At 27.0% G+C, this 22,844-nt stretch carries 23 protein-coding genes; 3 read left to right on the top strand and 20 right to left on the bottom strand.

Features of this window, described 5'->3' with window-relative positions:
• The 12 genes from nusB to T347_RS0102075 all read right to left on the bottom strand — a co-directional run bounded on the left by nusB (position 1) and on the right by T347_RS0102075 (position 11,797).
• Entirely contained in the window at positions 1-468 is a 468-nt protein-coding gene (gene nusB / locus T347_RS0102130) for a transcription antitermination factor NusB (RefSeq protein WP_084323937.1), read from the bottom strand.
• 19 nt (positions 469-487) lie between these two features.
• The gene (locus T347_RS0102125; protein ID WP_031542819.1) at positions 488-1,351 is read right to left on the bottom strand and encodes a lipoprotein; all 864 of its coding nucleotides are present in this window, start codon (positions 1,349-1,351) and stop codon (positions 488-490) included.
• 39 nt (positions 1,352-1,390) lie between these two features.
• The gene (locus T347_RS0102120) at positions 1,391-2,281 is read right to left on the bottom strand and encodes a deoxyribonuclease IV (RefSeq protein ID WP_031542817.1); all 891 of its coding nucleotides are present in this window, start codon (positions 2,279-2,281) and stop codon (positions 1,391-1,393) included.
• Positions 2,282-2,290: 9 nt separating this feature from the next.
• Positions 2,291-3,142 (bottom strand): riboflavin kinase, encoded by an 852-nt coding sequence (locus T347_RS03815; RefSeq protein WP_051636027.1) that lies wholly within the window; start codon positions 3,140-3,142, stop codon positions 2,291-2,293.
• Between the two features lie 100 nt (positions 3,143-3,242).
• Positions 3,243-3,908, bottom strand: a complete 666-nt coding sequence (locus tag T347_RS0102110; protein WP_031542813.1) for a LemA family protein — start codon at positions 3,906-3,908, stop codon at positions 3,243-3,245.
• Between the two features lie 38 nt (positions 3,909-3,946).
• A complete protein-coding gene (locus T347_RS0102105) occupies positions 3,947-5,557 on the bottom strand; it encodes an MAG1210 family protein (RefSeq protein ID WP_031542811.1) in 1,611 nt (536 codons plus the stop codon).
• A gap of 96 nt (positions 5,558-5,653) precedes the next feature.
• Entirely contained in the window at positions 5,654-7,069 is a 1,416-nt protein-coding gene (locus T347_RS0102100; RefSeq protein WP_051636026.1) for a DEAD/DEAH box helicase, read from the bottom strand.
• Positions 7,070-7,216: 147 nt separating this feature from the next.
• A complete protein-coding gene (locus T347_RS0102095) occupies positions 7,217-7,528 on the bottom strand; it encodes an RDD family protein (RefSeq protein ID WP_031542807.1) in 312 nt (103 codons plus the stop codon).
• 201 nt (positions 7,529-7,729) lie between these two features.
• Positions 7,730-10,261, bottom strand: a complete 2,532-nt coding sequence (locus tag T347_RS0102090) for an ABC transporter permease (RefSeq protein ID WP_031542805.1) — start codon at positions 10,259-10,261, stop codon at positions 7,730-7,732.
• An 11-nt stretch (positions 10,262-10,272) separates the two neighbouring features.
• Positions 10,273-10,743 (bottom strand): MarR family winged helix-turn-helix transcriptional regulator, encoded by a 471-nt coding sequence (locus tag T347_RS0102085; protein ID WP_031542803.1) that lies wholly within the window; start codon positions 10,741-10,743, stop codon positions 10,273-10,275.
• 50 nt (positions 10,744-10,793) lie between these two features.
• Positions 10,794-11,087: a hypothetical protein gene (locus T347_RS0102080; protein ID WP_031542801.1), complete on the bottom strand. Its 294-nt coding sequence runs from the start codon at positions 11,085-11,087 to the stop codon at positions 10,794-10,796.
• Positions 11,078-11,797, bottom strand: a complete 720-nt coding sequence (locus T347_RS0102075) for a hypothetical protein (protein ID WP_031542799.1) — start codon at positions 11,795-11,797, stop codon at positions 11,078-11,080. Before T347_RS0102075 ends, T347_RS0102080 begins: the two co-directional genes overlap by 10 nt.
• Before the next feature lie 73 nt (positions 11,798-11,870).
• On the opposite strand from T347_RS0102075, the gene T347_RS0102070 reads away from it, so the two are divergent.
• Positions 11,871-12,761, top strand: a complete 891-nt coding sequence (locus T347_RS0102070) for a glycerol-3-phosphate acyltransferase (protein ID WP_084323935.1) — start codon at positions 11,871-11,873, stop codon at positions 12,759-12,761.
• 14 nt (positions 12,762-12,775) lie between these two features.
• On the top strand, positions 12,776-13,348 hold the full coding sequence (locus T347_RS0102065) for an NAD(P)H-dependent oxidoreductase (protein WP_031542795.1): 573 nt from the start codon (positions 12,776-12,778) through the stop codon (positions 13,346-13,348).
• 171 nt (positions 13,349-13,519) lie between these two features.
• Here the strand turns inward: T347_RS0102065 and T347_RS0102060 are convergent, their stop codons facing one another.
• The 4 genes from T347_RS0102060 to T347_RS0102045 are packed head-to-tail and all read right to left on the bottom strand — an operon-like array spanning position 13,520 to position 16,274.
• Complete coding sequence (locus T347_RS0102060; RefSeq protein ID WP_031542793.1) at positions 13,520-13,750, bottom strand: hypothetical protein; 231 nt, start codon at positions 13,748-13,750, stop codon at positions 13,520-13,522.
• A gap of 56 nt (positions 13,751-13,806) precedes the next feature.
• On the bottom strand, positions 13,807-14,052 hold the full coding sequence (locus T347_RS0102055; RefSeq protein ID WP_031542792.1) for a YneF family protein: 246 nt from the start codon (positions 14,050-14,052) through the stop codon (positions 13,807-13,809).
• 10 nt (positions 14,053-14,062) lie between these two features.
• Complete coding sequence (tkt, locus tag T347_RS0102050; protein ID WP_031542789.1) at positions 14,063-16,027, bottom strand: transketolase; 1,965 nt, start codon at positions 16,025-16,027, stop codon at positions 14,063-14,065.
• A 1-nt stretch (position 16,028) separates the two neighbouring features.
• Positions 16,029-16,274 carry a DUF896 domain-containing protein gene (locus T347_RS0102045; protein ID WP_031542788.1) on the bottom strand — a complete coding sequence of 82 codons (246 nt, stop codon included), beginning with the start codon at positions 16,272-16,274 and terminating at the stop codon, positions 16,029-16,031.
• Between the two features lie 175 nt (positions 16,275-16,449).
• Between T347_RS0102045 and T347_RS0102040 the strand changes: the two genes are divergently transcribed.
• Positions 16,450-17,808, top strand: a complete 1,359-nt coding sequence (locus tag T347_RS0102040) for an alanine--tRNA ligase-related protein (RefSeq protein WP_031542786.1) — start codon at positions 16,450-16,452, stop codon at positions 17,806-17,808.
• Between the two features lie 136 nt (positions 17,809-17,944).
• Here the strand turns inward: T347_RS0102040 and yqeH are convergent, their stop codons facing one another.
• The 4 genes from yqeH to pgmB all read right to left on the bottom strand — a co-directional run bounded on the left by yqeH (position 17,945) and on the right by pgmB (position 22,844).
• Positions 17,945-19,030: a ribosome biogenesis GTPase YqeH gene (yqeH, locus tag T347_RS0102035; protein ID WP_031542784.1), complete on the bottom strand. Its 1,086-nt coding sequence runs from the start codon at positions 19,028-19,030 to the stop codon at positions 17,945-17,947.
• A gap of 83 nt (positions 19,031-19,113) precedes the next feature.
• Positions 19,114-20,142, bottom strand: a complete 1,029-nt coding sequence (locus T347_RS03740; RefSeq protein WP_036228438.1) for a formate/nitrite transporter family protein — start codon at positions 20,140-20,142, stop codon at positions 19,114-19,116.
• Positions 20,143-20,380: 238 nt separating this feature from the next.
• Positions 20,381-22,195 carry an APC family permease gene (locus T347_RS0102025; RefSeq protein WP_031542782.1) on the bottom strand — a complete coding sequence of 605 codons (1,815 nt, stop codon included), beginning with the start codon at positions 22,193-22,195 and terminating at the stop codon, positions 20,381-20,383.
• Positions 22,188-22,844 (bottom strand): beta-phosphoglucomutase, encoded by a 657-nt coding sequence (pgmB, locus tag T347_RS0102020; RefSeq protein WP_031542781.1) that lies wholly within the window; start codon positions 22,842-22,844, stop codon positions 22,188-22,190. Before pgmB ends, T347_RS0102025 begins: the two co-directional genes overlap by 8 nt.

Genomic DNA, 22,844 nt, shown 5'->3' with positions numbered 1-22,844 from the left:
TTAAATTTTATTAACCTTATCTAATAATCCATTAACAAATTTAAAATTATAATCTGGTTCAAAAGTTTTAGTTAACGAAACCATTTCATTAATTGTTACTGCTTTTGGAGTATCGGTGAACTTAATTTCATAAACTCCAACAATTAAAATTGATCTAATTAAGGCAGGAATTCTATCAAAATGTCATTTGTCAGCTAACTTAGATTCTATTTCATCAACAATTTCATTTCATTTATCATTAATATCATTCGCCACTTTAGAAGTTGATTCATCGATTTTAAATTGATTTTCATCTAAAATATCTTGTTGGATATATTCATAAGTATGTTTACCTAATTCGTAACGATAAAACATTGAAATTAATATTTTTCTTCGAGAAGTTAATGAAGAACCATTACTGTTTAATAAATTTTCAACAAACTGATCATCTAATCTCTCTTGTTCTAATTTATCATCTATATTTGTCATGTAATTCCTATCCTTTCTATTATTTTGTAAATGTTAAAGTTACTGGCTTACCGTTTGCAGTTCCGAAGTCAAAAATGAAGTCGCCAATTTCGTTTGGATTTGTTCACAATTTAAATAATTGTTTAAAATTATTATCATTTTTATAAAAATTATCTTCTAGTTGTTGATTTAAATATTTGTATTCAAAGTTTGGTGATGTAAATATTTCATCTGTAAAACCGTAATTATTTAAAACCATTTCAGAAAGAGATCTAGAAAGAGATTTTATAAAACTTGAAGAATATGAATAGTTATATTTTAAAAAGTTAATTCTTTCTTCATCAGAAGCTTCTTGTCAACCTCCAACATGCGCCATATTTTTTTGTAGTTTACCTATTTCTTCATGGGTTTCTATTAAAAACTCCTTATGGTCTGGACCATTACTTCAACTTAAATCAATTTTTCCTGGTTCTACAACAGTTGCTAGATCTGGAGTTTTAATTCATTCAAATTTAATACTTTCAGATCTAGAAGTAGCATTTTTTATATACATTCTAATTTCTACAGGCTGATCTCCCGTAACTTTAGACTCATCTAAATATGTTCATTCAGCAAATGGCTTATATTCAAAAACAATTTCTGCAGTTTGAAGATCATCTCAAGCTTTTTGAGAATTTTTACCAAATGAATTAGCGATGTTTCCTTTAATTCAATCTGTATGACCAGTCAATGAATCTAACTTAACATTTCCGTTTGTTAGATTAGGTCTAAAAGAATCTGATTTAATTGATGTAACATCGTGATATTTTTTTTCAATAGTTTTTGCATCACCACAAGACACAACAACACTAGATGCTGTTGTTGTTAAAGTAATTGCTCCAAGAATAGCTAAAATTTTTTTCATTTGTATCTCCTGATTTTATTATTAATTATCTCATTATTTTTATGAATTAGATATATTTATCCTTCAATCTGTAAATTTTTTATTTTTCAAATCTGCAATTTCACTCTTATATGGTGATTGATCACCGATGTATGGAGTTTCTAATATTTTCGGAATTTCTTTAAAAGTATCATCATATAAAATTTCACTTAAAATATCGAACCCAATAGTTCCATAGCCAATATTTTCATGACGATCTTTATTTGCGCCAATTATATTTTTAGAATCATTTAAATGAAACACTAATACTTTTTCAATACCAATTGCTTGATCGATGTTATTTTTAACAGATGCTCAATTACTCAAATCATAACCAGCATCATTCATATGACATGTATCTATACAAACACCAACTTTTGATGGTTCATTAACTTTTGAAATTACGTAACCAATTTGCTCTAAAGTGATTCCAACTTCAGTTCCTTTTCCACTCATTGTTTCGATTGCGATTTTTACATTTGTTTGTGAATCTGCAACTAAGTTTAAACCTTCAATTAATTTTTCTAGTCCTTCTTCAACAGTTCCTTTTGTGTATGCTCCGGGATGTAATACTAAAATATTAATTCCAATCGCTTCACATCTTTGTATTTCTTTTTTTAAAAAATCAACTCCAAATAATCAAGTATCTTGGTTAACGGGATTAGAAATATTAATTATATAAGGAGCATGAACTACTAAATGAGCTTTATCAATATTTGAATTTTCTAACATTTGATTCATTTCTGCAATTTTAAATTCACTAACGGGTTTTCTGTTTGCGTTTTGTGGGGCACCAGTATAAATCATAAATGTATTTGCCCCATCATTTATCGCCTCTTGAACACTACCAACCAAGTAATTGTTTTTTGCATTCATTGAAACATGTGAACCTAAAATTGGGTAACTTTTCATATTTTCTCCTTATTTGTAATTTTTAATAAATTCTAATGCATTATTTTTGTCTGCTTCTATTAGCTCTTTTAATTCATCTAAAGAGTTAACTTTTGTATTTGGTCTAATGAATTTAACTAATTCAACTTCCATTCTTCAACCGTAAATATCCTTATTAAAATCTAATATATTTGTTTCAAAAACCTCAACCCCATCAGTATTATCTCTAAATGAAGCAATTCCTCATCTAAAAAAATCTTCATTTGGTAAAGTTACTTTAACTCAATAAACACCTTGAATAATTTTTAGTTTATGTTCAGTATTAATGTTAGCTGTTGGAAAACCAATTTGTCTTCCGATTTGTTTACCTTTAACAACATGACCAGTAAAAGTAAAATTACCACCAGATAATTTTTTATATTGTTCTAAATCACCAGTTAATAAAGCTTCTTTCATTGCTTTAAGATTTAAATCATTTAAATCTTGTGCTTCAACATCAATAACGATCACATTTTCTTTTCCGAAAGCTTCAATAATAAGATTTAAATCACTTTGGTTAGATTTAACAATAATCTTACGAATATTTAAATCATTTTTTATTTTTTGATAGCTTCTTTCAAAACCTTTCATACAATTTCAATTAATTAATTTAATATCGTGGTCGCTTGCGTATTTTAAAACAATATTGTCTGATATTGTATTTTCAATATTGTAATTATCGCTTATCAAAATGATTGCTTTTTCTAATTCTTCAGTTTTTAATAAACTATCAAATAATTTTTTTTCTTGATTAGTTCAGTTACCTCAATCACCAATAGCAGCAACTGTTGGTGATTGATTTCATAACATCATTAACATTTCGTTATAATTTATTTTTTTCATATATCCTCTTTAATTAAATTATAATGTATTTTACACAAGCTTTTCAAATAAAAAAGATTAGTCTAAACTAATCTTTAGCACAAATATTTATTTACTATTTTTAAAAGAAGTTTTTTCGAGCTGATGCTTTAATTTCTGCTGAAGTTGTAAAAGGAATTCTTGTTGTAAATCCTTCTTTAGCTGCAACTATTTTTGCAGTTGGTCAAACTTGAATATCTTGATTTCAACGACTAACCAAACTATTGTAATTTGATCTAGCAGCTGAGATTTCTCTTTGTAAAACAATATTTTGTTGCATTGCATTTTTGATTGATTCATGAGCTTGTAAATCAGGATAGTTTTCAAATGCCAAATTAATTTTATTTGAAACATTATCGATTTGTTTTGAAATTTCATTTCTTTGAACATCATTATGAGTTGCTCCTGATCTTAAAGCAGCAATTTCAGTCATTGTTGATTTATCTAAATCGACTGATTTTGCAACAAGTGATGCTAAGTTTTCCATAACAATCACTCTTTGTTCTAATGTATTATCAATTTCAGATGCTCCAGATTGAATTTTTTGCTCTAAACTATAAAAATAATTTCTTTTACTGATTTTCATAATCATAAAGATTAATCCAGGAATGATTAGTAAACATCATAAAATAATTTCAAAAACTTTACTTCCTGTCCCAACTTCCATTGGTAATTGTTTTTCAATAACATTTATATCTCTTCCTTGTGTATTAACATTTCCTGTTACTTCATCTAATTTATTTGCCATATTGACTCCTTATTTATCTATATATTATCACTATAAAGTTAAACGCCATTCAAATCCGCCAACTTTATGTCTTTACTTGCAACAATCGGAATGTACTCGTATCATATAACCGGAACTGTATGTCATTCACCATCTTGTCCATATTGTTGAGAAAGATGAACTCGTTCATAAGCGTTATAACTCATTCCTGTCACAATCGTATTTTCATCATTATCTGATTTACTTATTTTTCAAATAACTTCAGCATCAACATCTTTGCCAAAAAACTGATGAGGATCAATTGAATGAGCTAAATATTCGGCTTCTTGATAACTTATTTTATCTTTTTCATTAAAAGTGTATAAATCACTTAATGATGTTTCTTGTAAAATTGGTATTGCCATAATTGGTGATAAAGAAAAATAAATGTTTTTTATATAGTTTTCATTAAATTTTTTAAACTTATCAATTACTTTTTGAGCACTATAATGACTATAATATTTATTTTTATAGTCAAAATTTGTGTTTAAACAATCAGAAGTTATATAAAAAATATTTTCTTCTTTCCAAAAATTAAAATGGTCTCCTTGAACATCTTCATCGTTAGTATTAATTAACTTGACTATATTTTCTTGAGCTAGCGCACTAAAAAGTGTTCTAAATCCAATTTCGTCATTTCGTTTAGCATTAAATTTTGATTCAAATTCAATATTGGACATTGCATTGAAATCGATATTCATATCTTTTGATTTCTTTTCAATTTTTCTTTCCGTAGTATATTTACCAACTGTTCTATCAAAATCAACACTCGGAACCGATTCATTTATATAAGTTAAAATATCAACAAATTGATAAGAAGGTTTTGGTGCTGTGTAGGATGCGGTTAATGTTTGGGTTCTTGTTCTAGTTTCAGGTTCTCCCTGAGTATTTGTGTATGTTTCTGATCAGGAAATAACAATTGATCCAACATAAGTTTCGCTGCTCATTTTATGTTTATTAATTTTATAAATCATAAAAGGATTTTCACCAAAAATTCCACTTTGTATAAATCTGGTTGTTATATCATTGTCAAAACTGTGATCAGGAAATCCTCTTTCAAACATTTCTGACATTCTTTTAGCTGTATTAAATTTATCTAATTTGATTTGTGGCACAGCTCTGTTTAGTATTTCTAAAGTATCTTCTGGTTGAAATTGTTCACAAAAAGCAGCTATGCTTTTTGTAGCTTGATCAATTAATTTTTTATTTAATTCAGTTTCATCTGCTAATGATAAATTGATACCTTTAATTTTTTTATTTAAATAAAAGATGGTGAAAAATAAAGAAAATAGTGCAATTGTACTTCCTAAAATAGTCGCAAGCAATTGAAATAAAGTTGGTTTTTCATAAACTGTAGAAGTAAGTGAATAAAACCCCGAAATTGCCAATATCAAAGCACCAATACCCAATATTATTAAAATTATTCTAAAAGTTTTTAAAAGTGATTTATTTTTTGAAAGACTAAGTATTAAATTAGTTGTTTCATCAATTTCGGCTACTTGTTTCTTATTTTGTTCTAAATCGATATTTGATTTTTCAATTTTTGTTTGAACCATTTTTTGAATTTCTGTTTCAAGTGTTGGTTTAACTTCATTTTTATAATTTTCAATTGGTTCAATAATTCTTTTCATAAATTCCTCTTGCTATTATCTTACTATGTTGTAGTGAAAAATGATTAATAAATTCCTTTCCAAAATAAAAACAGCTTTAATGGCTGTTTTTATTTATTATCATTTAATTCTTGTATCTGAATTTGATTTCTTTTTACCATTCGATCTTTTTTGATCACTTGATTTAAAATTGTTTCCTTGTTTAGGTTTTGACCCATCACTTGATTTGCCTCTACCATATCCATTAGATCCATTTTTAGATCCACTTTTTGAACTTTTGCTAGAATTTCTGTCATTACGACCATTTCTACTTCCACCACGACCAGAATCATTTTTAGATCTAGAACTTCTAAAGTTTCCGTTATTTCCCATCTTATTAGATGATTGACCACTTGCTTCTTTTTTCTTTTTCTCCACACCATATTCAGCAGCATCAATTTCAGTTACTACAATTTTATATTTAGTTTGAATTGATTTCATTTGATTAATTGTTGGAATATTGGGAATGAATGAAATTGATGATCCTGTTGTTCCGTTTCTTCCTGTACGTCCAATGCGGTGAACAAAGTGTTCATCTTCAATTGAAATATCGTAATTGATTACGTAATCAATACCAGTGATATCAATTCCACGAGCAACAACGTCAGTTGCTACTAATACTTGATATTCATTATTTTTAAATTGTTGAATTGCTCTTGAACGTTGAGATTGCTTTTTATCACCGTTGATAACAACCGCTTTAATTCCAGCGTCTCTTAAAACTTTTGCAATTTTATCAGTCATTGATTTTGTATTTGAAAAAATAATTGAACGTTTTGGTTCGTGTTTTTCAAATACTGCTAATAATAATTCGTTTTTGTCAAATCCTTTTGTGAAAACAAAAGTATTTTCGATGTTGTTGTTTACCTCGATTACGTTATCGATTTCAACAACAACAGGATCTTTTAAATATCTATCAGCAATTTGCATCACTTTTGCATTATTTGTAGCTGAGAATAGTCCAACTTGTCCAGTTGGATCTACACCTTCAAATACAGCATCGATTTCATTTCTGAATCCCATTTTCAACATTTCATCAGCTTCGTCTAAAATAACTGTACGAACATCTTCTAATCAAATTGTTTTACGATTGATGTGGTCGTTAATTCTTCCAGGTGTTCCAACAATAATTTGAGCATCTCTTAATCTGTTGATTTGATTTTGCATTGGTGCTCCACCGATAATCGGCACTACATTAATGTGTTTCATTTTTGATGAAAACATTTTAACTTGATCCATAATTTGTAATGCAAGTTCTCTAGTTGGTGCCATAATAATAGCTTGTGGTTTTCTTAAGTTTAATTTTAATTGACTTAATATTGGTAAAACAAAGGCTGCGGTTTTTCCTGTACCAGTTGATGATTTACCAAATAAATCCTTTCCTTCTAAAAATACAGGAATTGCTTTGATTTGAATTTCTGTAGGTTCATTAAATTTGTTTTTTTCTAAGGCTTTTAAAATATCCTCATGTAAGTTTAGTTCATTAAATTTCATTTTATCTCTTTCTTTTTATAATTGAAATAAAAAAACATTCCTCAAAATTTAAATCGCAATTATGTTTTAAATTATAACACACTCTTTCAATTTAAAAAAAATAAAACAAATGCCATGCATTTGTTTTATGTATTTTTAATAATTTAATTAATCAATTTTTAAAAAGTTATTTGCTCAATTTTCAGCAAAAGAACCATTTTTAGTAACTATTTTAATAATATTAATAATTATTGTAACTAATAATAAAAGTAAAAAGAATTGTAAAATTAAGCAACCAAATAACTTTCCTTGTCTTGTTTTATCTGAATAAGAAATACCAACTGTTTTTTTACCAAATGTTGGTTTCCCTCTAAAAAACTTAATTATATTGACAATAAGCATTATACCAATTGTTACAATTATTAATAAAAGATCGATCAAATTAGCTATTCATCTTCTTCAAAATCCCGCTTTTTTCATTTATACCTCTTTCGTTTATGATTAAAGCATAAAATTTTATTCAAAATATTTTTTTGTTTATATTAATTTTGTTTTGTTAAAATAATGCTTTGCATAAATTAATATTTTTATTTTTAACACAACCTTTACTTTTTACTCATTTATTCAATTTTGCCTAAATACAATTCCAAGATTTGATAAAACAAAAAAGAGGTTTCCCTCTTATTCATTTCTAGATATTTGATCTTCATCAGAGTAATTTGGTTTTTGAACAAAATCATGTTTTTTATTTTTGTGTCATTTGAACTCACCTTCGAATGGAAAAAGCTCTCTTGATTTCATATATAGTTCTTGATCAAATTCATTTGGTAAAGCTTTTCAATCATATTTGTATTTAATTTTTTTAGCATTAGGTTTAGAAACATTGATTCTAAAATGAGAAACATCTCTTCCTAAAGCTTCCATAGCAATTACTACCTTTTTACCTGAATATTTACCGTAATTCATTTCTCTAAGTCTGTTTTTTGCTCCAACTAATAATCCTAATGTTAGTAATGGAACAATATAAACGAAGAACATTCCAAAGTTTTTAAGTATTTCTAATTGTGTATCTAAAGTAACTCCACTTGGTATTGTGGTTCCATACACAATTGCTGTAAATCCTTTTATAACATATGTAAACGGAACAAAGTATCCAGCAATATGGAAGAATTCTAATTGTGAGAATGCTGGGAAAGTACCACCACCAGCAGCAAGTGATAATACCATGATTACAACGACTAAGAATTTACCAACCGTTTCATCTTTGACTAAGAATCAAAAGGCTTGAATCAAGATAACAAACATTACTCCAGCGGCCATAAATCATAGCCATATTAGACACATTGTAGAAAATCCTAATATATGTCAACCAACTGCGTAAACAACTCATATTTCAAGAGTTGCTTGAATAATCACGGTCGTAATCATCATTGCAGTTTTAGATAAATATCATTGTTTTGCATTTGCTTTGGCTAAACGTTTTCCTCTATCAAATACAAATGTTTGCATTAATACACCAACTCATAGTCCAATTACTAAAAAGAAGATTCCTAACCCAATTCCATATAGTCCAAATTCTTTTCCTTGAATTTCAATTCCGATGATACTATCAGGTGATAAACCTCCAGTAATATCATCTGAAATTTTATCAATAATTAAGGTAGGAATTTCTTTAAAAGTAGTTGCACCAAAAAACAAATCAGTATTAGCTAGAACACCACTATCAACGACAGTTTCAAATTCTTGCTTTGTGTAATTTTTTCTTATATCGATTTTTTGGAATTTTAATAAAGCTTCTTTCAATTCATCACCATTAATTTTGAAAATCTTTTGACCGATAAAATCAATTATTTTGTTTTCTTCATCTGTAAATTCTGTTGATCCAATATTAAACATTTTGTATCCAATTGAATTTAAAGAAGTTATGTGATTTTGGTTTTTAATAATAATATCAACAATTCCATTTAAAATATTATGAATAGTAACTGATGCGTTTGGTAATAATTTTTCTAAAAGATCTTTAATTACATCAGCTCCTAAATCAACAATTCCTTTTAATGAATTAGCAAAAATACCATAATCTTCTTCTTGTAGAGTTTCACCATTTTTATAGTTTCCAAAAATTGAATATTTAGCCATTTTTTTATTTATTTGATTGTCATTAAAAATAGCTGAAGTTGTTAAAATATAATCTTTATCATCTTTATATTTTATTTCTGAATGAATTTCATTTTCGTGTTTAATTGATTCGTTCAAAATTCATCCACTAGTTGAAAGTGAATTTAATAAAGATCCACTTAAGAAATTTGTTGCTAGAGTTGGTATTGATCTTAAAACAATTCCATCAGCAAATGACATAAATGTGTCCATTAAATATCCGAACATGAAGTTTCTTTCAAATGTAGTGAATAACTGCATTTTATTTTTTTCTAAAATTTCTATTCATTCTTCAACTGGTGTTTGTCCTGGTTCAACAACAATTTTACTATTATCATCACCAGATATTAAAGTACCAAAATATCCCACTAAATTAGCTAAATAATTTTTTTCAATTTTTAATTGACCATAATATTTAGTTGATTGTCATTCTTTCTCAATTTCTTGTGAGTTAGTAATGTAATGTATTTCAGTTAAAGCAGTTTTATCTCCTAAAACTGGTGTTGAAAAAATATAATCTTCATCTTTTATATTTTCATCTGTTTTAGGTAAAAGTTTTTCTTTAATAACTGATCAAACATCAATTATTTGAAATTTTGTTTTTTCTCCGACATTAATTGGAGTAGAACTACTATTTAAATTAACAGTTTCTAATATATTTTCACCTGTATAATCAAAACCATTTTGTAAATTATATAAATATTGATTCATTGTTTTTTGATCAGCATTCACTCCAAGTATTTCACCATTTTCATCTTCTAATGCACCCATTTTTAAATTTTTTCCATCATGAGATGTTACTAAAATAATACTATTGTCATTATTCATAATTGCGATTGGTGCATTTCCTATTCCACTTAATGGATTTCAAAAAGCAAGAACACAAACAACACCATAAATGATTGGGACTAATGAAATACCTACGAATTTAATAATTCTTTTTCAAGACATAAAAATTCTTGATTCAAACTCAACAACTGTTGCTTCTCGGAAAGTAGAAATTCAATTTTTGAATCTAGTAGAAATACTTTTATCATTTTTGTTATTTCTTTTCATAAATTATCTTTCTAAAAGTTAAAATATTCCTCTTCAAATGTTAACTTTTGGTCTTTAATATTTTCTAAAAGAATATTAACAGTCTTTTCAACTTGATCCAAAATATTTTTATTAATTCCTGTAAATATCTTTTCTTTATATTCGTTTAAATGAATTGTGAATTCTTTTGCTAAAGCTTCTCCTTTTTTAGTTACGTTTAAAATTGTACTTCTACGGTTATTAGCATCCATAATTTTTGTTACTAAACCAAGTTCCTTTAATCTAATGATAATACGACTTAAAGTTGTTTTATCAACTTCTAAGGCAAGTGATATTTTATTTTGATTAATTCCTGGCTTTAAAAAAATCAACATGAAAATTAAAAAATGAATTTTAGGTAAATTTTCTTTTTGATTCATTTTTGCATTTACATATTTAACAGCATTTCCTAATATAAATGATACTTTAAATAAAATTGGTACATCAATATTTCTTTTTTCCATATATTCCTCCATAAAAAAATAATATCTCATTTGAGAATATTATTCAACGATTATTTAATTTTTTCGATTCTTGCGTTATTTAACATTATTTTAAATTCATTTGTCGCAATTTCTGTTTTTACTTTTACTAAAGCATCATTAAATTCTGGTTGTAGCCTTCTTTTAGAAGTGATTGCTACAAATACAACTCATCCAACAATAGGAATTAATCATAATAATCAAAATTTAGAAATGATTTTTTTATTAATATCTTTAACTATTTTTTCAAATTCAACATTTTGTGATTTAAGAATTTCATTTTCCTCTAATAATTCTTCAACTGTTTTATTTTGGTCTACTTGCATTTTTTAGCCTCCGTTACAATCATAATTTTTTCTAACACTTTTTGAATCAAGATAATTAATGTTGATAAATTTGTTCTTAGTTGTCTTGATTCAGAAACGAAGAAATTATGATCATCATTATTTTCATCAAGGTTCAATTTATCAAATAAAGCTTGCATATCACTTAAATAAACCATGATATCTTCTGCATACTGAATTTTGTCAACTACTTCAACAGCAACAATTCCGTTATTAACCATTTTATTTAATTTAGATGATACTTCTAAATTTCAATCACTTATGTCTAATTTGTTAATAACGTTTTCCAAATAATTACTTAATTCCTGATCAATCAGATTAATAAAGAATGGTGCAAAAACATCTATAAACGTATAACCAGCTTCTTCTAAAATTTGTTCTTCAGTAAAGTCATTTGTATATTTAAGATAATTTTTATTTACCATATTTAAATATCAATAGCGTGATCAATATTGGTCAATATATAAATAAGAAGAAATATCTTTATTATCTGCTAACTTACCAGCTAATGTTGCCAATTGGTCAACCACTTCATTTATTTTATCACTATTCTTATAAATTAATTTTAATTCATTCTTAGCGTAATTAGAAACTTGTTCATCAGGAACAACATCCATTAACTCCACATCTTGAGTGAATAAGCTTTGAGCGATCATTTCAATACTTATCAATTCACTAAATCTTTTACTCATAATATCGCTCCTTTTATTTGTATTTAATCTTATTTATTTTATAATAATAAATAGAGAAAACAAAGGAGTATATATGTTTTATTTAGGTACAATACTGGCGTGTATTGTTGGATATTTCATTGGTGGTATATCTTGATCAATCGTTATTGTTAATATTAGACGAGGAATTGATGTTAGAACAACTGGTTCTGGAAACGCAGGTGCTACTAATACAACAAGATTAATTGGTAAGGGTTGAGGGTTTTTAACCGTTGTATTGGATGGCTTTAAAGTTGTAATAACTAGTTTAGTAGCGGTTGGTTTATCAGCTATCCCAAATGAATTATTTTCACAAACCAGTTATTTTATACCAGCGATTTTTGTTTTAATAGGACATTGTTTCCCCATATACTATAAATTCAAAGGTGGTAAAGCAGTTAGTTGTTTCCTAGGGTTATTATTTGTAATTAACTATCTATACTTAATAATATTTTTAATAGTTTGATTTTCATTAGCAGCTCTTACTCGTAAAGTAAGTATCGCTTCAATTGCTGGTGCATTGGTTGTTGGTGCTTTGATTTGAATACCTTACATTCATGGTATAACTGATGTAAGTGCTATGTACAGACCAGAAAATTTATGAAATGCTTACGATGTTTGAAACCAAGGTCCGTGAGAACAAGGTTACATTTTCGCTTGATTTAATGCTTTCCATAAAGCGATTAACCAATCACAATACATGATTGATGCTGGAATTGTACCTTATGCAACAGGAATGTTAGAAATGCAAGTTGTTGTTATTATTGGAATGTCAATTCTTGCTTGAAGACATTTTCCTAATATGAAACGTATCAAAGCAAAAACTGAGCCAATTACTTTTGAAAAAATGACACCAGAAGAAAAACGCGCTTATAAAAATAAAATAAAATTAGATAATAAAATTGCTAAGCAAAATAAAAAAAAGCATAACAAAATAATCATATAAATTGGAGATTGAAAATGAAAAAGACAACGATACTATTTGACCATCCTTATGATGGTAGTTTGAATAAAGAAATATTAAATAGAGTAATCAAAAAACTAAAAGAAGAAGGTAAAGAATACAATTTAGTCGATTTTCATAAAGATAATTTTAATCCTGTTTATTCTTTAGAAGAATTGGCATTATATAGTAAAGGTGAAACTAGCAGAGATGATATTAAAAAATATCAAAAGTATTTATTAGAATCAGATGAATTAATTATGATATTTCCAATTTGATGAAGCTTGATGCCCGCAAGCACAAAGGGATTTATGGATTTAGTTTTTAAATCTGGGTTTGCTTGAGAATATAAAAACGGCAATCTAGTTAAAAAACTAGATTGCATTAAAAGTGCTATCATTTATACTACAAGTCAAAGAACAACTAAAGCTTTATGTGAAGAATTTGGTGATCCAGTAAATTCGATATTAATTAAATCTATTTTAAATCAAATCGGAATCGAAGATTGCATTTGAAAAAATTTCGAACAAGTTAGCACAAACACCAAAGAAGATTTCACAAATCAACTTAATATAGAATTTAAAAATTAGTTTACTTATAAACTAATTTTTTATTTATTTTTTTTAAATATTTAATTTTATACTTCTTCTTTTCTTTGAATTAATTGTATTTACTTAATTTATTTTTTGATTCTCGCACTAATTCAACTATATCTCCACTTATAAATTCGTTTATTTTTGCTAAAAAAAATAAACCGAAGTTTATTTTTTATTTTTCTCCTTAATTAAAGGTTTAACATTTAAATTTAAATTTTTACTTTCCAATTTAACTAATTTCATTAAATCTGGATTTTTAGTTTTCATCATTGACATCAAAGTTAAAGTTGAATACAACATATTAACTTTGATAATATCTTTTTTACTAATTTTATCACTTGTAGCTAATTTAGCTAATTGAACAAGTAATGATTTAATCAATGCTTGATTTGTCATATGTATATTCTCCTTTCTGTTTATATTATTATACATTAAAAAAAATAAGCTGTTGCTTATTTTCCTTTTTTCATTGCATTCATAGTTCTTCTGATGTCACCTTCAGAAGGTTTTCTTCCCATTGACATATACATAGCTCTAATTTGTGCTTCATTGATTGGTGGGTTTTCTTTTAATTGTTTTTTTACCATTGCTTTTGTAATGAAGAAACCAGCGATTCCTCCAATTAATAATGCACCGATAATTATCCCAATAATCATACCAGCTAATCCTCCAGCTGAAAATGTTGTTGCTAATATCATGTGTATTCTCCTATCTAATTTTTTTCATAATTTCTTTTGAAATTTCTTCTGGTGTGAATCCTAATTTTTGAATTACTAAATCACCAGGAGCTGATTCACCAAATCGATCAATACCGAATGCTAAACCATCTTCTCCAATATACTTATCTCAACCCATTGTTGCTCCCATTTCGATTGAAACTCTTAATGTTGATCGATCAATAATTGAATCTTTATATTTTTTAGTTTGTTTTTCAAATAAGTTAGTTGATGGCATTGATACAACTTTTGCAATTATGCCATCTTTTGCTAATTCTTCTTTTACTTTTATAGCTAATGAAACTTCTGATCCAGAAGCTAACAATGTAATTGTAGCATTTTTATCATTAACTATTAAGTAAGCACCTTTATTTACTTCACTTATTACATTTTTGTGAGGTAATTGTTCTAAGTCTTGACGTGTTAGAACAATACTTGTTGGTCCCTTTTTATTATTTAAAGCAATTTCGTAAGCTGCAACTGTTTCTGCATAATCAGCAGGTCTAATAACAACGTGGTTAGGAATTGATCTTAACATTGCTAATTGTTCAATTGGTTGATGAGTAGGACCATCTTCTCCAACTGCTACTGAATCGTGAGTGAAGATATTTAATGTTTGTAAATCCATTATTGCAGACAATCTGATTGCTGGTTTCATATAGTCAGCAAAGACAAAGAATCCTGATGCAAAAGGTGTAACTCCACCATGAGCGGCCACTCCATTATTTATAGCGGCCATTGCAAATTCTCTAACACCGTATTTAATGTTTTTACCTTTACGATTTTCAGGAGAATAATTACCATTCATTCCTGCGATTTTTGTTGATGAAGTTAAATCAGCACTTCCACCAACCAATGTTGTATTTTTTGCTTGAATAGCATTAAAAATATTTCCAGAACTTACTCTTGTTGCCTCTTTTTTAGCAGGAATTGCTTTTAATAAGTTTTCTGAATCAATAGTGATTTCACCAGCTAAAGCATTTTCTAATTCTGTTGCTAATTTTTTGTTAACTTTTTTATATTCTTTAAATGAGTTATCTCATTGTGTATTAATTTCAGCATTTTTGAAAGCTACTTCTTTATAAAATTCATAAACAGAAGCAGGGATTGTAAATTCTTCTTCAGTTCATTTCATTGCTTTTTTAACATCAATAATTCCAGCTCCTAATGGAGAACCATGCACTTCGCTAGTTCCTGAGTTTTTAGCACCAATTCCGATTTCGGTTTTTACTTCGATGTAAGTTGGTTTTTTTGATTTATGAGCTTTTAAAATTGCTTTTTCAATCGCTTGAACATCTTCACCATTTTTAACTTTTAAAACATTTCAATTAGCAGCTTTAAATCTCATCGCCATGTTTTCACTCATAGCGTCGCTTACTTTACTGTCTAATTGAATATCATTTGAATCATGAATTAAAATTAATTTATTTAATTCATTTTTTCCAGCAAATGAAATTGCTTCATATGAAACACCTTCTTGTAAATCCCCATCACCACATAAAACATAAGTGTGGTGGTCAATGATTTGGTGATTTTCAGTATTGAATTTAGCTTCAAGAACTGATTCAGCTAAAGCCATACCAACTCCCATAGCAATTCCTTGACCTAAAGGACCAGTTGTAACCTCTACCCCATCAGTCATTCCTAATTCTGGATGACCAGGAGTTTTAGATTTTCATTGCCTAAAACTTTTCATATCTTCAATCGTTACATCATATCCAGATAAATGTAATGCTGAATATAATAGTGCACTACCGTGTCCTGCAGATAATATAAAACGATCTCTGTTAAATCATTTACTATTACTTGGATTATGTTTCATAATTTTTGTAAATAATGTGTAAACAATTGGTGCTGCTCCTAAAACAATTCCGGGGTGACCAGAATTGGCTTTATTAACTGCTTCAACTCCTAATATTCTCATTGCATTTAGATTAATATCTTTATTTATTTTCATCTTAGTGTTGTTCCTCTTTTAGTTTTCTTAGTTTTTCAGGTGTAACGTCATTGCCTTTTTCATCAACTACTTTGATTGATTTTAATTGATCAATGAAACCAGCACGATATATTTCTAAATATCTTTGTCTTAAAATATCTCTATGCTTAATTTCTGATTCGGTTAATTCACGCTCTTTTTTAATTTTAGCATACTCATTAATTTTAGGAATAATTTTATCTAAAGTATCATATTCTTTTTCACTCATTTTAATAAACTCCTTTATAAATATTTTAACCTAATTGATGGTGGTTTGCTAATTTGAAAATACATTAAAATAAACAATTTTAATTAGTATTAGTTAAATTAAAAATACTTAATTATCTAAATTTGGTTTTGAGATTTGATAATGTATAATTTTTAAAAGAAAAGGAAATTAAGATATGGAAAAATTTAAAGAGTATGAAAAGTTTAATTTTGATAAAACTGAATTTGTTGGTTATGAAACTTTAAAAACAAAGTCAACTGTTTTAGAATTATTTGATAGTAACTATCAGTCAGTTAAAGCTTTAACTGGTGAGGGATATGTGTTCTTTGATAAAACTCCTTTTTATGCAATGTCTGGTGGACAAGCTTCTGATCAAGGAATAATTAAATTTAAAAATCAGCAATTTGATGTAATCGATGTTAGAAAAGATCTGGTTTATGGTTACTTCATTCATCAAATTAATTTAGGAGATCAAATATTAAAAATCGGTGATGTAGTTGAAACCAAAGTTGATAGCGAATGAAGACGACTAACTTCAATTAATCACTCCTCAATACATATTATGTGACAATCAACTATAAAAAATGTTGGTCATTACATTTATGAAATTGGAAGTAAATTAGACAAATATAAATATCAACTTCAATTTGAAAACGATGAATTACTAACTGAAGATTTGGTTATGAAGGTAACTAATATTTTTAATAATGAAATCATTCCAGCAAATATTAAGTCAAATATTTTCAACGTAACTCAAGCTGAAGCGATTGAAAAAGAATATTTATATGAATTTACTAAGATCAGTGGTGATGAATTAGTAAGGATGGTTGAATTTCCTGGAATTGTAATTGAACCATGTAGTGGAACTCATGTAGATTCAACTGGTGAAATTAAGCAAACTTGATTTTTAGATTTTGATAAAAATTCAAAACGCACTTTAATTGAAATGACATCAAATCCTGATTATGCTAATGAATACTTTACAGCTAAGTTAAATACTCGTTTAGAAGAAATTAAAGCAACCATTAATAGAGGTGTGAACAATAATATAAACTACGATTTTAAAGAGTTATTAAATGAAGCTGAATCATTACTTAACCAATGAAATTACTTATCAATTAAAAGAATTAATGAAATCCATAATGAAATCATCTTGATCGTTAATAAATATTTAAAAGAATTAGAGCGTGATTTAGTACAAAAAATCAATCAATCTACTTTTGAATTCAATTCAGTTGGTAATTATTTAATTTTAGAAACTGCAGAAGATTTATATACTAATAAAATGTTTTTATCTAAAATTTCACAAGAAGTATCTCATAACCCAGAAAAAGTGATCGTTTTTATTAATAAGTCATCAGCAGGTGTAAATACAATTTTAATGAGAAATAAAAACTTAGATATTAATTTAAAATTACTTTTAGCAAATATTTTAGAAAACACTAAATTTAATGGCGGTGGAACAGAATCTATGATTCAATTAACATCAAATGATTCTCACGACCTTGAAAAACTTAAAGAAATATTGAGATAAAAAAGGAGCAATCCTTTTTTTGTTTTTAAATAAAAAAAACAGCAAATAAATTGCTGTTACACATTTGTGTCATTGCATTTAAAGTCCGCGTAGGCGTGCCACCCAGAAGACAATTTAATTATATAATATATTTTTACTAAATTAATGGATCTCTACTATAAACTAAAACTTGATTATCTTCTTTTGGAATATTAACCACAATAGTCATTGGATGTTCGACAATAAAATGAATTCATCCCAAACCAGAAATTACAATATCGTATTCTTTGCCAATTACTGCATCAGTAAATTCAAAATAGTGTTTTTTAAATTTATCATCAATAATTGTTGGTGATAAAATGTCTCTATTTTTATTTCAGTAATCGATGCTATTAGTTGTTTTTGTACGATGTAAATCAATCTCTTTATTAGTATAAATATGGAAATTTGTTTTACCCTCTCCTAAAAAATCAAATCATGCTAATCCCGCAAAAAAAATCGTTTGTTCTGAATTTAATTGGAAAGTAAATTGTTTAATTTCTTTTTTAAAATAACAATATTCTCAATCTTTAGTTTCCATAATGTTAGCAATTGAGTTAACTCTTGCAACACCAGGAGTATCAAACATTGAGACTTTTGAATTTAATTTAATTTCAATAATATCTAAAGTTGTATTGAAATATTTTGATTCTAAAATTTTCGGAATTAAATTGTTCGCTTTCAAAATTGCATTAATAATTGAAGATTTACCAACGTTAGAAACTCCAACAAAATATTGTTCGTTGCCATCTTTTAAAACTATATTTAATAGTGGAGTTACAAAGTTTTGTTTCATTGTTGTTGTTAATACAATTTTGGCATCTTTTAATATAGAGTTTTTAAACTCATTTGCAACATAACGTCTAATTTTTGATAATTTAACAGCTTTTGGCATTAAATCAATTTTATTAACCACAATAATTACATTGTGTTTAGAAATAACTTGTTCAAGTTCTAGCATTCTAGTACCTTCTAAATCAAAAATATCAACAATGTAATAAAAAGTTTTTTTAGATTTTGATTTTGAAATTTCTTTAATGTTTTCAATGAACTGATCCTGATTAATGTCTTGATCAACTAAATCATTATAATTTTTAATTCTAAAGCATCTTAAACAATAGTCATTTTCTAATTTAACTGCATAACCAGTCTTTTTTTGACTCTCTGTTTGTAAAACATTACCACAACCGATACATTTCTTCATAGACGCTCCTTATATATAAAATTATAACTTAATTTGAAGTATGTGAAAAATAAAAATCACCTGAGCAGGTGATTTGTAAGCTTTTAACTATTTTGACGATTATCAAATTCCATTTTTAAATCTTGTAATCGATATTTTTTAATTAATAATACTTCAAATTCTTTATTGAAAATGGCAATAAATCAAGTCATGATTGTTGCACCAAGTCAATTACCAAAAAATGCTGGAATGATATTAATCACTATGAATAATCAACCTGCATTAACATCCAGAGTAAAGCCTGTTCCACTAATTGGTCCCAATAGGGCGAATCAAGCACCGAATCAGTTAGCTACTGTATGTTGATATCCTGCCAATGAAAAATAAAATATGACTAATAAGTTCATAATCATAGAAGCAACTACATTTCCTTTTGTTGATTTAGCGCCTTGAGCAGCTAAACAAACTAAAAAATTACATAAAATTGCAGAAGCAAATACAAAGCCGAGTGCTTTAAACACAATTGATATTGTAATGTTACTTAGTCCTCCAGATTTCAATTGATCACCCAATCCATACATTTTTCCATAGATAAGTGAATCTTGAATCATTTGAATTTGTGCTTGTCCAAATGTTTTTGATAATAATAGTAATGCTGAAAATATTCCAATACCTAAAATGTTACCTAAATATACTAATCCACAAGCTTTTAAGTATATTTTTCATCGTTCACCTTTAGTAAATAACAGTTTATTCATTCAAAAATAAGCTGTTAAAAATCCACCACCTAAAAATGCGATTAACAAGATTACTCCAGAAAACAATGTCCCAGTTAAAAGTTTTTTGACTGATACATTGTCGATTGATGCTGTTGCAAAAACCACAGCAACATAAGCAACACCAATAAATATTCCTGCTAATATTCCAGCAACTAATTGTTTACGTCATTGTCATCTTAGTGAGTCTCTTATCACACCAAAAGTATGAACATATCCATGATGGAAGAATGGTAAATCAGGACTGCTTAATTTAGAATAATCAATTTCTTCAAGTTCTTTAATTTTTTCAATAAGCTTTGAATCATTTAAATCATTTAGCGGTTTAGTTTTAAACTGCTTCAAATTTAATTTCATAACTTACTCCTTGCGATTAGCATCACTACTAATCGATTTGATTATAGTATCTAAAAAGTTAAAAATTGTTAGCAAAATTTACTTTTTTAATTTTAATTAATCTTATTTATTTTTTAATTATTTTTTTATTTAAATAAAAAAGATTTTAGTTATTTAGTACTAAAATCTTTTAAATTTTTCTTAGTTTTAACAGTTGATGTTAAAGTGTTTTTTGCTAATATATATAAATCAAATAAGTTTAATTAGAATTTGAATTTATTATTTCATTCATTTCTATTTTAGTCATAAAATCAAATTCGATTTGTTTTGTGTGGCTTCCTGACTTCATTATCTTTTTATTAATTTTTTTAATTTTAGAAACAAGAATAAATTTAGGAGTTGTTATTAATGATGAACCGTCAATTATAGATCTTTCTTTTGTTCTTATTTTTGATAGTTTATATTCTTTGATTTCTTTAAATTCGTTTGTATCTTTTCAATCAGGTAGACTATTTATATCATATTTACCTGTTACAATTTCATTATTAATTCAGTCTAATTGCTCTTGAACGAATACTTTCTTATTTTTAAATTTTTTAATAGTTTTTTCATTAGAACAATTTAACAGTTTTTTATCAAATTGTCTTATTTTGTATTCAAAATATTTTTTTCTCTGGTTTAAAGTAGCTCCAAAGAAATATCATAATAAAGAAAGCAAAGTAACAACAGAAAAAGTTAATATTTGTCATTTATTTGTATCTCATTCTATGAAATATGCAACAAATTGATATCCTAAAAATGCTAATACTCCACCTCACAATATATAAATTAAAATATTTGAACTTGTTTTGTGTTTTATACTTAAATAAAGTGCTGCGCAAATAACATATCCATAAATAATAAATGTAACTATAGAATTAAATCCTATAAGAGATGTATAATCAACACCGTCATCATTTAATATATATGGTAATACTAATCAAAAAACAGCAAAGAAAACAGTTAATATCATATTTAAAAATAATGCTTTGATTGCTACATTTTTCTTTTTATTAACTTCTGCAATTTTTGTAGTAATCATTCTTTGTTCAGCTAAAGGTTGTAACATACCACCACTATAGTATGCTCCTTGCATAAATCCATTAATATTTGCAGCTATATTAGAAATACCAACCATCACCAATGCACCACCACCCATAGCAGTTGAAATTATTTGATTATTTGGATTTTCTGAAACATTACCACCAAGAGCACCCATAACAAATACTAATCCAATGATATAAAATGCTGTAGCAATAAATAATACTAACATAATTGCTTTCGGCATTGTTTTCTTTGGATTTTTAACATTATCACTTATAGTTGAAAAAGTTTCAAATCCAGTATAAGCGTAAAAAAACGCAGAAAAGGATGTATTAAAATTTTGTGAAGTTAATTCTCCGGTTTCGATAGCTTCATTGTAATTTTCACCATTTGTTCTAATCATTATTATTACAGATGATATATAAACCATTATTAAAATTATTCATTTAACTCCTGAAGTTAAATTAGTTGCTCATTTAAATACTACTGTACCTAAAAGAACTAATAATGATAGAACAATATAAACTCCAATAGCAATAATGTTTAATATCAATCTAGTTTTTTCTTCACTCCCGAACATTAATGGGTCATACATTCCCTGAAAAGCGATTGTTATCATAACAAGGATTGATGCCGGTGTAGTAACTGGTATTAGAACATATTGATAAAAACCAACCATCCACCCGTTGAATCTACCAAAAGTTCTTCTTGTATATTCAAAAGCACCCCCATTTTTATCTGAAAAAACATTTGAACATTTAGCGAATGCTCAAGCTGCTCCACCAGCAACAATTGCTCCAAGCATGATGATTCAAAACAAATGAACACCAACACCTGTTTCTCCACCAAAAGTTTTAGATAAAGTTAATGTGAATCCCATTGATACTGTATAGTTGAAACCAAGTCATACTAATTGTTTCAAACTTATTTGTTGATCTTGCTTATAGCTTTTTCTTTGTGCAAATCGTTTAATTAATTCACTTTTAGCCATTTTTATTTTCCTCCAAAATTCTTTTAAGTTCTTTTATTCCGAATTCCTTTGTTGATGGAAATGAGTAAAGACCTTTAACACCTATTCCAATACTTTTAATATTTCCGTTTTCCACAGTCTCCATACCAATTTCAGAATCATCAACAACAATTACTTCATTTTTTTGCAATTCCAATCCAGCAATTGCTTTTTCAAAAATTTCGGGATTAGGTTTTGAATTAGTAACTTTATTTATATCGACGATATAATCAAAATATTCATAAATTCCAAGTTTCTTAATAATCATTACAGCATTCTTTGATACTGAGGCTAATGCTATTTTTATATTTTTGTTTTTTAGATATTTTAAAATTTCTAAGACGTTAGGCAAAATATAATTTTCATTTAAATTTTCTAGTAATTTTATATATTCCGAATTTTTATAATCTTCTAATTCAAGTTTAAATTCTAAAGAATAATCTTCAGTAGAATATTTTTTAATTATTAAATTTAAACTCTCAGATCTTGATACACCACGCAGCAATTTTTCGTCTTCAGTAGAAAGTTTAATATTGATTTTAGAAGCCATCTTTTTCCAAGATTCAAAATGCATTCATGCAGTTTCGGTTATAACACCATCTAAATCGAAAATAAATCCTTTTATTGACAT

The sequence above is a fragment of the Mesoplasma photuris ATCC 49581 genome (assembly GCF_000702725.1).
Lineage (GTDB): Bacteria > Bacillota_I > Bacilli_A > Mycoplasmatales > Mycoplasmataceae > Tullyiplasma > Tullyiplasma photuris.
The sequence above is the reverse complement of the archived record's forward strand: the minus strand, read 5'-3'. Positions and strand labels throughout refer to the sequence as shown.